Source organism: Rhodococcus sp. KRD162, assembly GCF_017168335.1.
In the GTDB taxonomy this organism is placed as follows: Bacteria; Actinomycetota; Actinomycetes; order Mycobacteriales; family Mycobacteriaceae; genus Rhodococcoides.
Genome location: NZ_JABFAU010000003.1, coordinates 657,800 through 671,340 on the forward strand (window position 1 = coordinate 657,800; position 13,541 = coordinate 671,340).

11 protein-coding genes are annotated in these 13,541 nt (G+C 64.5%); 6 read left to right on the plus strand and 5 right to left on the minus strand.

Annotation, left to right across the window (positions count from 1 at the left end):
- Positions 1 to 117 precede the first annotated feature (117 nt).
- The 6 genes from gap (at position 118) to J1M87_RS05620 (ending at position 6,703) form a co-directional block, all read left to right on the plus strand.
- The gene (gene gap / locus J1M87_RS05595) at positions 118 to 1,137 is read left to right on the plus strand and encodes a type I glyceraldehyde-3-phosphate dehydrogenase (RefSeq protein ID WP_206488522.1); all 1,020 of its coding nucleotides are present in this window, start codon (positions 118 to 120) and stop codon (positions 1,135 to 1,137) included.
- Between the two features lie 3 nt (positions 1,138 to 1,140).
- Positions 1,141 to 2,352, plus strand: coding sequence for a phosphoglycerate kinase (pgk, locus tag J1M87_RS05600; protein ID WP_206488523.1), 1,212 nt, complete (start codon positions 1,141 to 1,143; stop codon positions 2,350 to 2,352).
- Positions 2,353 to 2,355: 3 nt separating this feature from the next.
- Entirely contained in the window at positions 2,356 to 3,141 is a 786-nt protein-coding gene (gene tpiA / locus J1M87_RS05605) for a triose-phosphate isomerase (RefSeq protein ID WP_206488524.1), read from the plus strand.
- A gap of 175 nt (positions 3,142 to 3,316) precedes the next feature.
- On the plus strand, positions 3,317 to 3,550 hold the full coding sequence (gene secG / locus J1M87_RS05610; protein ID WP_206488525.1) for a preprotein translocase subunit SecG: 234 nt from the start codon (positions 3,317 to 3,319) through the stop codon (positions 3,548 to 3,550).
- Positions 3,551 to 3,600: 50 nt separating this feature from the next.
- The gene (gene ppc / locus J1M87_RS05615) at positions 3,601 to 6,432 is read left to right on the plus strand and encodes a phosphoenolpyruvate carboxylase (RefSeq protein WP_206488526.1); all 2,832 of its coding nucleotides are present in this window, start codon (positions 3,601 to 3,603) and stop codon (positions 6,430 to 6,432) included.
- Between the two features lie 73 nt (positions 6,433 to 6,505).
- On the plus strand, positions 6,506 to 6,703 hold the full coding sequence (locus J1M87_RS05620) for a hypothetical protein (RefSeq protein ID WP_206488527.1): 198 nt from the start codon (positions 6,506 to 6,508) through the stop codon (positions 6,701 to 6,703).
- A 37-nt stretch (positions 6,704 to 6,740) separates the two neighbouring features.
- On the opposite strand, the gene pgl is transcribed toward J1M87_RS05620, so the two are convergent.
- From pgl to tkt, 5 genes are read right to left on the minus strand one after another with little or no spacing between them, the layout of a single operon-like run.
- Complete coding sequence (pgl, locus tag J1M87_RS05625) at positions 6,741 to 7,487, minus strand: 6-phosphogluconolactonase (protein ID WP_206488528.1); 747 nt, start codon at positions 7,485 to 7,487, stop codon at positions 6,741 to 6,743.
- The gene (opcA, locus tag J1M87_RS05630) at positions 7,480 to 8,388 is read right to left on the minus strand and encodes a glucose-6-phosphate dehydrogenase assembly protein OpcA (RefSeq protein WP_341243377.1); all 909 of its coding nucleotides are present in this window, start codon (positions 8,386 to 8,388) and stop codon (positions 7,480 to 7,482) included. The genes pgl and opcA overlap by 8 nt, the downstream gene beginning before the upstream one ends.
- Entirely contained in the window at positions 8,385 to 9,941 is a 1,557-nt protein-coding gene (gene zwf, locus J1M87_RS05635) for a glucose-6-phosphate dehydrogenase (protein WP_206488530.1), read from the minus strand. The genes opcA and zwf overlap by 4 nt, the downstream gene beginning before the upstream one ends.
- A 3-nt stretch (positions 9,942 to 9,944) precedes the next feature.
- Positions 9,945 to 11,069, minus strand: coding sequence for a transaldolase (tal, locus tag J1M87_RS05640; RefSeq protein ID WP_206488531.1), 1,125 nt, complete (start codon positions 11,067 to 11,069; stop codon positions 9,945 to 9,947).
- 3 nt (positions 11,070 to 11,072) lie between these two features.
- Entirely contained in the window at positions 11,073 to 13,172 is a 2,100-nt protein-coding gene (gene tkt, locus J1M87_RS05645; RefSeq protein WP_206488532.1) for a transketolase, read from the minus strand.
- Between the last annotated feature and the right edge of the window lie 369 nt (positions 13,173 to 13,541).

Genomic DNA, 13,541 nt, shown 5'->3' on the forward strand with positions numbered 1-13,541 from the left:
CACGCACGAGTGACGCGCGCGCTCGGCCAACGCGCACACTAGGGTGGTAATCGCGTGTGGCAACCCCGCACGCAGGCACGAACAGACATCTGTTTACACAACTTTTAGGAGCGAACAGTGACGATCCGGGTAGGCGTCAACGGCTTCGGCCGCATCGGGCGTAACTTCTTCAGGGCTGTCGACGCGCAGAAGGCGCTCGGTACCACCGACATCGAAATCGTTGCTGTCAACGACCTGACCGACAACGCATCGCTCGCACACCTGCTCAAGTACGACTCGATCCTGGGTCGCTTGCCGCACGATGTATCGCTCGAGGGCGAGGACACCATCGTCGTCGGTGGCCAGAAGATCAAGGCACTGTCGCTGCGCGAGGGCCCGTCCGCACTTCCGTGGGGTGACCTGGGCGTCGACGTCGTCGTCGAGTCCACCGGCATCTTCACCGACGCTGCGAAGGCCAAGGGCCACCTCGACGCCGGTGCCAAGAAGGTCATCATCTCCGCGCCCGCCAAGGGCGAGGACATCACCATCGTGATGGGCGTCAACGACGACAAGTACGACGGCAGCCAGAACATCATCTCCAACGCGTCGTGCACCACCAACTGCCTCGGTCCCATCGCCAAGGTCCTCGACGACGAATTCGGCATCGTCAAAGGCCTGATGACCACGGTCCACGCGTACACGCAGGATCAGAACCTGCAGGACGGCCCGCACTCGGACATGCGCCGCGCGCGTGCCGCCGCGCTCAACGTGGTGCCCACCGGCACCGGCGCAGCCAAGGCCATCGGCCTGGTGCTCCCGCAGCTGCTCGGCAAGCTCGACGGCTACGCCCTGCGTGTCCCGATCCCCACGGGTTCGGTCACCGACCTCACCGCGAACCTGGCCAAGAGCGCCTCGGTGGAGGAGATCAACGCGGCGATGAAGGCTGCTGCCGAGGGCCCGCTGAAGGGAATCCTGAAGTACAGCACGGACCCGATCGTGTCCTCGGACATCGTCACCGACCCGCACTCGTCGATCTTCGACGCGCCGCTGACGAAGGTCATCGACGACCAGGTCAAGATCGTCTCCTGGTACGACAACGAGTGGGGCTACTCCAACCGCCTCGCCGACCTCATCGGTCTCGTCGGCAAGTCCCTCTGACCGATGGCTGTCAAGACACTGCAAGATCTGCTCGATACCGGTGTCGAAGGACGTGGCGTCCTCGTGCGATCGGACTTCAACGTCCCGCTCGAGGACGGCACGATCACCGATCCCGGCCGCATTCAGGCTTCGATTCCGACGCTGCAGGCGTTGGTCGAGGCCGGTGCCAAGGTCATCGTCACTGCGCACCTGGGAAGGCCCGAGGGCAAGCCCGATGCGAAGTACAGTCTGGCTCCGGTCGCGGCCAAGCTCGGTGAGCTACTCGGACGCCACGTGCAACTCGCGGGCGACGTGGTGGGTCAGGACGCAGAGGCGCGGGCCGAAGGGCTGACCGACGGTGACGTGCTGCTGCTGGAGAACATCCGCTTCGATCCGCGCGAAACCAGCAAGGACGAGTCGGAGCGCGCGGCGTTGGCTCGCGAACTCGTCGCGTTGGCCGGGGACGACGCGGCCTTCGTCTCCGACGGATTCGGCGTCGTGCACCGCAAGCAGGCGTCGGTCTACGACGTGGCCACGTTGCTGCCGCACTACGCAGGCACGCTCGTCGCGGCCGAGGTGGAGGTCCTGGCCAAGCTGACCGAGGATGCGACGCGTCCGTATGCGGTGGTGCTCGGCGGCTCCAAGGTCTCGGACAAGCTCGGTGTCATCGAGGCGTTGGCCCCCAAGGTCGACACCCTCGTCATCGGCGGCGGTATGGCATTCACTTTCCTTGCAGCACAGGGCTATTCGGTAGGAAGCTCGCTGTTGCAGGAAGATCAGATCAGCGTCTGCAAGGACCTGCTCGAGCGCTTTGGTGACGTCATCCACCTTCCGGTCGACATCGTCGTCGGGGACAAGTTCGCTGCCGATGCCGAGGCGAAGACCGTGAAGGCCTCCGAGATTCCGGACGGCTGGATGGGACTGGACATCGGCCCGGACTCGGTCAGTCGTTTCGCCGTCGTGCTCTCGAACGCCAAGACCGTCTTCTGGAACGGCCCGGCAGGGGTGTTCGAGTTCGACAAGTTCTCGGCCGGTACCAAGGGCATCGCGGAGGCGATCATCGGAGCCACCGAGAAGGGTGCATTCAGTGTGGTCGGCGGCGGTGACTCCGCGGCAGCGGTCCGCACCCTCGGACTGCCCGACGACGGTTTCTCGCACATCTCCACCGGCGGCGGTGCTTCCCTCGAATACCTCGAGGGCAAGCAGCTGCCCGGTCTATCCGTCCTGGAGGCGTAACGCATGGCACGCAAGCCGCTCATCGCGGGCAACTGGAAGATGAACCTCAACCACCTCGAGGCCATCTCGCTGGTGCAGAAGATCGCGTTCTCACTGCCCGAGAAGTACTTCGACAAGGTCGACGTGACGGTGATTCCGCCGTTCACCGACATTCGTAGTGTGCAGACTCTCGTCGAGGGCGACAAGCTCCTGCTGACCTACGGCGCACAGGACGTCTCGGCGGAGGACAAGGGTGCCTTCACCGGCGAGATCAGCGGTTCGATGCTCGCCAAGCTGGGATGCACCTTCGTCGTCGTCGGTCATTCCGAACGTCGGACGTTGCACAGCGAGGACGACGCCGTCGTACTGGCCAAGACGAAGGCGGCCCTGAAGAACGGCCTGACTCCGATCGTCTGCATCGGCGAGGGCCTCAACATCCGTGAGGCGGGCGAGCACGTGGCCTACAACGTGGCCCAGCTTCGGGGATCGCTCGACGGACTGTCGGCCGAGGACATCTCCAAGGTCGTCATCGCGTACGAGCCGGTGTGGGCAATCGGCACCGGCCGGGTGGCCTCGGCCTCGGACGCGCAGGAAGTGTGCGGTGCCATCCGTGAGGAACTGAAGTCGCTGTCCTCGGACTCGGTGGCGGCGGGCGTTCGGGTGCTCTACGGAGGCTCGGTCAACGCCAAGAACGTCGGCGAGATCGTCGGCCAGCCCGATGTCGACGGTGCACTGGTCGGTGGAGCCTCGCTGAAGGCCGACGAGTTCGCCACACTGTCTGCCATCGCAGCAGGCGGACCACTGCCCTGATCGTGGCCACTGCCCTGATCGTGGACATGCACTGATAATCGCGCCGATCGCTGTGTCGGCTCATTGGTGATGCTGCACAGAACTGCTTCGGACATCCCGCGGACGGCGGGGTGTCCGAAGCAGTTCGTGGGGGCAGGTAGGCTGCTGGAGGCATCGAATCGAGTTTGAGGTGGACATGGATCTGTTTCTGGATATTCTGCTGGTCGTCACCAGCCTGGCGCTGATCTTGCTGATCCTGCTGCATCGCGGCAAGGGCGGCGGATTGTCCAGTCTGTTCGGTGGCGGAGTGCAGTCCAGCCTGTCCGGTTCCACTGTCGTCGAGAAGAACCTGGACCGTCTGACGATCTTCACCGGGTTGGTCTGGCTCATTGCGATCCTCGGAATCGGCCTGGAGATCAAGTACACCTGATCGGCGTTCCTCCGAATGCGAGTTCTCGGTGAAGCGGCGATACTGGATGGATGAGCGAATCCTCTTACGATTCAGTCGGTTCCCCAGCATTCGTCACACCGACCGCTCAGGGCCGGGAGTTGACCGAGCCGCTCCGCGAGGACATCCGGTATCTCGGCGGCATCCTGGGTGAGATCATTCGTGAGCACGAGGGCGAGGCAGTCTTCGATCTCATCGAATCTGCCCGGCTCGAGTCCTTCGCCGTGCGCAGGTCGGAGATCGAACGCGAGAACTCGGTCGGTCGGTACACCGATGTCGAGGTGGCACAGGCAGTTCCACTGATTCGAGCCTTCAGTCACTTCTCGTTGCTGGCCAACCTCGCCGAGGATCTGCACCGCGAACGCCGTCGTGCAATTCATCTCGACCGCGAGGACCCGCCGCAGGACAGCAGTCTCGACGCAACCTGGCTCAAGATCGATACCCTGGCTCCCTCACGCGAACAGGTTGGGAGCGCACTGACCGACGCCCTGGTGGCCCCGGTGATCACCGCACACCCCACCGAGACGCGACGGCGAACTGTGTTCGACGTGCAATCGAAGATCACCGAGCTGATGAGACGGCGTGAGGTGGCATCGGCTGCGCAGGAGGGCAAAGCCGCCAGCGCGACCAAAGAACTGGCCGCCATCGACCTGCAGATCCGCAGGCAGGTGCTGACTCTGTGGGAGACGGCGCTGATTCGCTTGTCGCGGTTGCGGATCCAGGACGAGATCGAAGTGGGTCTGCGCTACTTCGAGTCCTCCCTCTTCGAGGTCATGCCCGCCCTCAATGCAGATGTGCGTGCCGCGCTGCGGGCGCGGTGGCCCGAAGGGGACCTACTGCCTCGTCCCATCCTGCGCCCCGGATCCTGGATCGGCGGAGACCGAGACGGCAACCCGAACGTCACGGCCGAGGTGGTACACACGGCGACGCATCAGGCCGGGTATGTCGCGTTCGAGCGCTATCTGGACGAACTGGTAGCGCTGGAGAAGGAATTGTCGATGTCCGCGCGCCTGGTGGACGTCACCGAGGACCTGAAGGCGCTGGCCGATGCATCGGCAGAGCCGGACGATCGGCGATCGGACGAGCCCTATCGGGTCGCGGTCGTGGGCATTCGAGCTCGGTTGACGGCCACGGCCCGGTCGGTACTCGACGCTGTGCCGGTTTCCGGGATCGACCTCGGTGCGCGGAAGTACGACGGTCCGCAGGACGTTCTCGACGATCTCGACGTCATCGATCGTGCTCTGCGCGCCGATGGGGACGCCGTGATCGCCGACGATCGGTTGCTGCGGCTGCGGCAGTCGGTCGAGACGTTCGGATTCCATCTGCAGGCTCTGGACATGCGGCAGAACTCCGAAACGCACGAGGAGGTGGTGGCCGAACTGCTGTCCTGGGCCGGCGTACACCCCGACTATCGCTCGCTCGACGAAGACGAGCGGGTCCGCGTGCTGTCGCAGGAGCTCACCACGCGTCGCCCCCTGATCGGCCCGCACGCAGAACTCAGTGAGCTCGCGACCAAGGAACTCGGCATAGTCAAGGCGGCCAAGGAAGCCATCGACCACCTGGGGCCCGACACGATCCAGAACTACATCATCAGCATGTGCCAGTCGGTCAGTGACATGCTCGAAGCGGCGCTGTTGCTCAAGGAAGCCGGCATCTTCGACCCCGGTGCGGACGGCTCGTCGCCCACATCGACCGTCGGCGTGGTTCCGCTGTTCGAGACGATCGAGGATCTGCAGCACGGTGCAGCGACTCTGCTCGCCACGCTCGACGTTCCCATCTACCGGGCCCTGGTCGCCGGACGCGGGATGAACCAGGAGGTGATGCTCGGATACTCGGACTCGAACAAGGACGGCGGGTACCTTGCGGCGAATTGGGCGTTGTACCGGGCCGAGCTGGATCTGCTCGAGGCATCGCGCAAGACGGGAATTCGGTTGCGGCTGTTCCACGGCAGGGGAGGGACGGTCGGCCGCGGTGGCGGCCCGAGCTACGACGCCATCCTGGCGCAACCGCCAGGAGTGGTGCAGGGATCTCTGCGGCTCACCGAGCAGGGCGAGATCATCGCTGCGAAGTATGCCGAGCCGTCCCTGGCGCGTCGGAACCTCGAGTCCTTGGTCGCGGGCACCCTGGAGTCGACGCTGCTCGATGTCGAGGGTCTCGGTGACGGTGCCGAGGCGGCCTACGAGGTTCTGGACGACCTGGCTGCCAAGGCACGTGCCGCATACGGTCGCCTGGTGCACGAGGAGCCAGGATTCGTCGAGTACTTCCGCACGTCGACCCCGGTCGCCGAGGTCGGCGAGCTGAACATCGGTTCGCGTCCTGCATCGCGCAAGCCCACGAACTCGGTGTACGACCTGCGCGCCATTCCGTGGGTGATGTCGTGGAGTCAGTGCCGCGTCATGCTGCCTGGGTGGTACGGCACCGGCTCGGCGTTCGAGGAGTGGGTCGACGGCGACGACGCCAAACTCGAGGTGCTGACCGATCTGTATCGAAAGTGGCCGTTCTTCCAGACCGTTCTGTCGAACCTCGCGCAGGTGATGGCCAAGTCGGATCTGGGCATCGCGGCGCGGTACGCCGAGCTGGTGCCCGACGCCGAACTGCGTGCCCACATCTTCGGCATGATCGAGGTCGAACACGCCAGAACGGTGCAGATGTATCTGAAGATCACGGGCCACAGCCGACTGCTCGAGGACAATCCCTCGCTCGAGCGTTCGGTGCACAACCGGTTCCCGTATCTCGAGCCCCTGAACCAGATGCAGGTCGAGATGCTGCGCCGCTACCGCAGCGGTGACGAGGACGAACGCGTCAAGCGCGGAATCCTGCTGACGATGAACGGTCTCGCAACGGCGTTGCGCAACAGCGGCTAGAAGCACTCTCCCGTCGTGCGCCTTTTGCGTACCCAGAGGTACGCAAAAGGCGCACGACGCGAGGAACCGGTCCGTGGTCGATCGCGTCCAACAGGGTATGAGGCAGTGCAAACACACGAACGACGCCTGGCGCGACGGATCCGCCTACCGCGTCAGCGCCAGGCGGATCGGCACCTCGAAACTCGGGCAGACCGCTCGCAAGAGCGACACTGCGGCCGACGCCGAGGCCGAGGGCAAGGAACGCGATCCCGACGCTGCCGAGCCCAACTAGCCAGGTAACTAGGGGAGCCCGATCAACGAGTGCGAGATCAGACGCTGTCCAGTTTCGATGCCGCGCCGGCGTCGAGGAACCATACCGTCGAGGTCGAGCCGATGGCACCGGCCGAGGGAACGTCATCCGCATCGGCCCCACCCACCGCCGCCGCAACGGCGTCGGCCTTGTTCGCTCCCGATACGAGCAACCACACGTGCTGTGCCCGGCGAACCGCGGGCAGCGTCAGGGTGATGCGGACCGGGGGCGGCTTGGGGGAGTCTTCGACGGCGACGACGGAGCGATGCTGTTCGCGCACGGCATCGGAGTGGGGGAACAGCGAGTTGATATGGCCTTCGCCGCCCATTCCCAGCAGATGGATGTCGAATTCGGGTGTCGGATCGCTCTCGGATCGAGAATGAAGGATCTGTGCGTAGGCCGCGGCGGCGACCTCGGGATCGCTTCCGTGTGGTCCGTCGGATGCAGCCATCCGAAAGACCCGATCCGGATGAACATCGACGTGGTCGAGCAACGCCTCTTGGGCCTGCACTTCGTTTCGTTCGGGATCGCCCGAGGGGAGAAAACGCTCGTCGCCGAAGTAGATGTCGACCTTGCCCCAGTCGATCGAGCCGGAATCGCGGCGCAGCGCCTCCAGGAGCGCGATTCCGGTCCCACCGCCGGTGAGTACCACCGACGCCGAGCCCCGTTCGGCCTGCGCTGTGGTGACTACCTCGACGAATCGGGAAAGCGCGGCGTCGATCAGTGCCTGCGCGTCGAGGTATTGGAGAACCGATGTCTTACCCATAGCTCACTTTCGAAAGTCCGTGGAGGGCGAGTTCGTAGATCTCGTCCGTGTCGAGCCTGCGCAGCTCCTCGGCGAGGCAGTCGCGGGTTGTCCGCCGAGCCAGCGCGACTTGCGCATCGGGCTGGCCGGTACGGCGTAGCGTCGCGGTCTTGCCGGTCTGTGGACGCATCAGCTCGATGCTGCTGTTCTCCCTGATCAATTCCACCTTCAGCTCACCTGCACGGCGATGGACCGGAACGTCGAGCTTGGCGGCGAGCCAACCCGCCAGGATGTCCAGTGCAGGTTCCTCGGCCAGTCCGGAGACGGTAGCCGAGACCACTGCCTCGAACGGTGCCTGGTCGAGAGCCGTCGCCAGCAGTCCGCGCCAGTAGGTGATCCGGCTCCACGACAGATCGGTGTCGCCCTCGGTGTAGCTGCTCAGCCGACCCTTGATCGCCGCCGTGGTGTCGGGGGAGTTCGTGGCATCGGTGATCCGCCGAATCGCCAAGCGTCCCAGCGGGTCTTTCGCCGGAACCTTGGGTGCTTCGTCCGGCCACCAGGCCACGATCGGGGTGTCGGGTAGGAGGAACGGAATGACGACACTGTGTTCGTGATCGATGAGTTCGCCGTTCAGGCGCAACACGACGACCTCCGACGCACCGGCGTCACCGCCGACACGGATCTGTGCGTCCAGACTCGTCTCGTCCGATCGTTCGCCGTGCATGAGCACGATGACACGGCACGGATGCTCACGGCTCGCCTCGTTCGCCGCGTCGATCGCGCGCTCGGCCTTGGCCGGATCGCGACTGGCAACGATCAACGTCAGCACACGGCCGATGGTCACCGCGCCGCCCGCCTCGCGCACTTCCACCAGCTTCTTGCCGACCTCGGCCGTCGTAGTGGCGGGAATATCGACGATCACGGCCTTCTCCATTCGCGTCCGGTGCGCTGCATCATCTCATCACCCGAGGAAGGACCCCAGGTACCGGCTTCGTACGGTTCCGCTGTTCCGCCCGAGGCCCAGAAGTCGAGGATCGGGTCGAGAATCTTCCAGGACAGTTCGACTTCGGCGTTGACCGGAAACAGTGAGGGCTCACCGAGCAACACATCGAGAATCAGCCGCTCGTAGGCCTCCGGCGAGGATTCGGTGAACGCCTCGCCGTAGCTGAAGTCCATGCTGACGTCGCGCACCTGCATGCTCGAACCCGGCACCTTGGAGCCGAACCGCATCGTCACGCCCTCGTCCGGCTGCACCCGGATCACCAGTGCGTTCTGGCCGAGTTCCTCGGTCATCGTGGCGTCGAAAGGCAGATGTGGGGCGCGCTTGAACACCATGGCGATCTCGGTCACTCGGCGGCCGAGCGCTTTGCCGGTGCGGAGATAGAACGGCACTCCGCCCCAGCGCCTGGTGTCCACCTCGAGGGTGATGGCGGCGTAGGTCTCGGTGTTCGACTCGGAGTCGAATCCTTCTTCTTCTTTGAGCCCCTTGACTTTCTGGCTGCCCTGCCAGCCCGCCGAGTACTGTCCGCGAGCGCTGGTGCGATCGAGGGGTTCGGCGAGTTTGGTCGCCGAGAGCACCTTGATCTTCTCCGATTGCAGTTCGGTGGGGTTGAAGCTGACCGGCTCCTCCATCGCGGTGATGGCGAGCAGCTGAAGCAGATGGTTCTGGATGACGTCCCTGGCGGCACCGATGCCGTCGTAATAGCCTGCGCGCCCACCCAATCCGATGTCCTCGGCCATCGTGATCTGTACGTGGTCCACATAGTGCGCGTTCCAGATCGGATCGAACAATTGGTTCGCGAAGCGCAGTGCGAGGATGTTCTGCACCGTCTCCTTGCCGAGATAGTGATCGATACGAAACACGGTGTCCTCGGGGAACACTCGATTCACGATCGCGTTGAGCTCTTTCGCGCTCTGCAGATCGTGGCCGAACGGCTTCTCGATCACCACGCGTCGCCAGTTACCGTCCTGGCCCTGCGCCAGCCCGGAGCGTGAGAGCTGCTCGAGCACAACGGGAAATGCACTGGGGGGAATGGACAGGTAGAACGCGTGGTTGCCGCCGGTCCCGCGGGTTTCGTCGAGTTCGGTCAACGTCCGCGACAGCTCGTCGAATGCGTCGTCGTCGTCGAAGGAGCCCTGGACGAATCGGAAGCCCTCGGCAAGGGTGTTCCACACCTCTTCGCTGAACGGTGTTCTCGCGTGGTCGCGCACGGCATCGTGCACGATCTCGGCGAAGTCCGGGTTCTGCCATTCCCGTCGAGCGAAGCCGACCAGGGCGAAACCGGGGGGTAGTAGCCCCCGGTTCGCCAGGTCGTACACCGCAGGCATGAGCTTCTTACGTGCGAGGTCGCCGGTCACCCCGAAGATGACCATGCTGCACGGACCCGCGATACGGGGGAGCCGCTTGTCTCGCGTGTCGCGAAGTGGATTGAGCCACTGCGCGGAGTTCAGATTTTCCGTGTCTGCGGCGGGCACAGGTCAGCTCTTCTGACCTGCGCGGGCGAGTTGCTCGCCGGTTGCGTCGAGCAGCTCGTTCCATGCGGACTCGAACTTCTGGACACCTTCGTTCTCCAAGGTCAGGAAGACGTCGGTGAGGTCGATTCCGAGGGCGGAGATCTTGTCGAAGATCTCCTGCGACTCCGGCCCCTTCCCGGTGACGGTGTCGCCGGTGATCTCACCGTGGTCGGCCACGGCGTCCATGGTCTTCTCGGGCATGGTGTTCACCGTGTTCGGAGACACCAGTTCGGTGACGTACATGGTGTCGGGGTAGGCGTCGGACTTGACACCCGTCGACGCCCACAGCGGCCGCTGCGGTCGTCCGCCGCTGCCCGCGAGCTCGTGGAAGCGAGGAGCGACCTCGAAGACCTGCTGGTAGGCGACGTACGCCAGACGGGTGTTGGCCAGAGCGGCCTTGCCCTTCAATGCCTCCGCCTCGGGGGTTCCGATGGCGTCGAGCCTGGAATCGATCTCGCTGTCCACGCGGGAGACGAAGAACGACGCGACCGAGTGAATCTTGTCGAGATCGTGGCCTGCTGCTCGGGCGGTCTCGAGACCGTCGAGATAGGCATTCATCACCAACTCGTACCGCTCCACCGAGAAGATGAGCGTGACGTTGACACTGATGCCCTCGCCGATCGCTTTGGCAATGGCGGGGATGCCCTCTTCGGTCGCCGGAATCTTGATCAGCAGGTTGGGGCGGTCGACGATCTTCCACAGTTCGACGGCCTGTTCGTAGGTCTTGTCCGTCTCGTGTGCCAGGCGAGGATCGACCTCGATGGACACGCGGCCGTCGACGCCTGCACTGGCCTCGTACACAGGCATCAGGATGTCGCAGGCCTCGCGGACGTCGTCCGTGGTGACGGTGCGGATCGTGGTCTCGACATCGGCACCCTCACCGGCGAGCTTGGTCACCTGCTCGTCGTAGGCATCGCCCTTGCTCAGCGCGGCCTGGAAGATCGACGGGTTGGTGGTCACGCCGACGACGCTCTTGGTGTCGATGAGGTCCTGCAGGTTGCCCGAGCGAATGCGGTCTCGGGACAGATCGTCCAGCCACACCGAAATTCCAGCGGCCGAAAGCTCTGCGAGATTCTTGTTCTGGGTCATGGATTATCCCTTCACGTTGGTGATGGAGCGTTGTGCGGCTGCGGTCACGGCCTCGGCCGTGAAGCCGAATTCGCGGAACAAGGTGGCAGCGTCGGCAGACTCGCCGTAATGCTCGAGCGAGATGATCTCGCCGAAACCGCCGACGATCTTCCACCACGGCATCGCGATGCCCGCTTCGATCGACACGCGCGCCTTGACCGTCGGTGGGATGACCTGGTCGCGGTAGTTCTGATCCTGGCTCTCGAACCATTCGACACACGGCATCGAGACGACACGGGCCGCGATGCCCTGCGCCTCGAGCTGCTTCGCCGATTCGACGGCGTACTGCAGTTCCGAGCCGGTTCCGATCAGTACGACATCCGGCGTGGCCTTGGACGACTCGACCAGGATGTATCCACCCTTGGAGACACCCTCGAAGCTGGTGCCCGCGAGAACGGGGATGCCCTGACGCGTGAGCGCGAGGCCCACGGGGCCGCTGCTGCTGGACTTGGCGAGCACTGCCTGCCACGCGAATGCGGTCTCGTTGGCGTCACCGGGACGCACGACCGAGAGGTTGGGGATCGCCCGCAGGGCCGCGAGGTGCTCGACCGGCTGATGGGTCGGTCCGTCCTCACCGAGGCCGATGGAATCGTGGGTCCATACGTAGATGGGGTCGATGTCCATCAGCGATGCGAGCCGAACGGCAGGCCGCATGTAGTCGCTGAACTGCATGAAAGTGCCACCGTATGCGCGGGTCGGGCCGTGCATGACGATGCCGGACAGAATGGCACCCATCGCGTGCTCACGGATGCCGAAGTGCAGCGTCCGGCCGTACGGCTCGGCGTCCCAGTCGTCGGTGGAGATCGACGTGGGGCCGAAGGACTTGGCACCCTTGATGGTGGTGTTGTTGCTGCCCGCGAGGTCGGCCGAGCCGCCCCACAGTTCCGGTAGTACCGGCCCGATGGCGTTGAGCACCTCTCCCGACGCTGCACGCGTGGCGAGGGCTTTGCTGCCGGGCTCCCATGTGGGAAGCGCGTCGGTCCAGTTCTCGGGCAGGTTGCCTTCGGTGAGGCGATCGAGCAACTTCTTGCGCTCGGGTTCACGCGCGGCCCAGGCCTCGAACGCGGTGTTCCACTCGGCATGTGCCTTGCGGCCGCGTTCCTGCAGTTCACGGGTGTGTCCGATGACCTCATCGGACACCTCGAAGGTCTTCGCCGGGTCGAAGTCGAGGGCCTGCTTGACCTTCGCGACCTCTTCCTCGCCGAGTGCGGCGCCGTGGACGGCCCCGGTGTTCATCATGGTCGGAGCCGGGAAACCGATGATGGTGCGCAGGACGATGATCGACGGCTTGTCGGTGACGGCCTTTGCGGCTTCGATCGCCTCTTCGATTGCGGTGACGTTCTCGCCGCCCTCGACCACCTGGACGTGCCATCCGTAGGCCTCGTAACGGGCGGCCGTGTCCTCGGACAGGGCGATGTCGGTGGAGTGCTCGATCGAGATCTTGTTGTCGTCGTAGAACAGGATCAGGTTGCCCAGTTCCTGCGTGCCCGCGAGCGATGACGCCTCGGAGGTGACGCCCTCCTCGATGTCGCCATCGGATGCGATGACGTAGATGTAGTGATCGAACGGGCTCTCGCCGAGGGCCGGTTCGGGATCGAACAATCCGCGTTCACGTCGCGCTGCCATCGCCATGCCGACGGCGGAGGCCAATCCCTGACCGAGCGGGCCGGTGGTGATCTCGACGCCTGCGGTGTGGCGGAATTCGGGGTGCCCGGGGGTCTTGGACTTGTACGTGCGCAGTGCCTCGATGTCGGACAGCTCGAGCCCGAAGCCGCCCAAGTAGAGCTGCAGGTAGAGCGTCAGGCTGGAATGGCCGCACGAGAGCACGAATCGGTCTCGGCCGATCCAATGGGTGTCGGCGGGATCGTGTCGCATGGTCCGCTGAAACAGGGTGTAGGCGAGTGGAGCCAGGCTCATCGCGGTTCCGGGGTGGCCGTTGCCGACCTTCTGCACTGCGTCCGCCGCCAGAACTCGAACGGTGTCGACCGCTCGGGTGTCCAGGTCCGTCCAGTCACTGGGGTGGTGCGCCGTGGTGAGGACGTCAATATCGTCTGTGATCGACACGAGCAGAAATCTCCTGACATTCGTTCGAGTTGTGCCTGACGAGGAATCGTCGTTCGGCCTCGATTGCACTGTGCCTGCGTGAGCGCGCACATCGTCGATGCCGAAGGATGTCCTCCACCAGCCTAGTTCTGTCCGACCCTACTGTCGTGCCTTCCCCCGGCGATTGCGTGAGGGTCGTTCGGAAGGCACGGTTTTCTCGCTTTGGGTGCCCTGCGAATTGGAGGAGCAAACCCCGCCGTCTACCATCGGTTGTAGTAGGCGCATGTTCGTCGATTGCCGATGACAGTTTTCTCGGTCGGGTCGAGGACGCGTGCGCTCCGGTGTCACGGGCTCCGGAGACAATGACAGCGTGTGCCGGTGGCGCGCAAG

Bases quoted from the DNA above. Each gene is read 5' to 3' on its own strand.
- pgk (WP_206488523.1), top strand. From the start codon at position 1,141: ATGGCTGTCAAGACACTGCAAGATCTGCTCGATACCGGTGTCGAAGGA.
- tpiA (WP_206488524.1), top strand. From the start codon at position 2,356: ATGGCACGCAAGCCGCTCATCGCGGGCAACTGGAAGATGAACCTCAAC.
- secG (WP_206488525.1), top strand. From the start codon at position 3,317: ATGGATCTGTTTCTGGATATTCTGCTGGTCGTCACCAGCCTGGCGCTG.
- ppc (WP_206488526.1), top strand. From the start codon at position 3,601: ATGAGCGAATCCTCTTACGATTCAGTCGGTTCCCCAGCATTCGTCACA.
- pgl (WP_206488528.1), bottom strand. From the start codon at position 7,487: ATGGGTAAGACATCGGTTCTCCAATACCTCGACGCGCAGGCACTGATC.
- tal (WP_206488531.1), bottom strand. From the start codon at position 11,069: ATGACCCAGAACAAGAATCTCGCAGAGCTTTCGGCCGCTGGAATTTCG.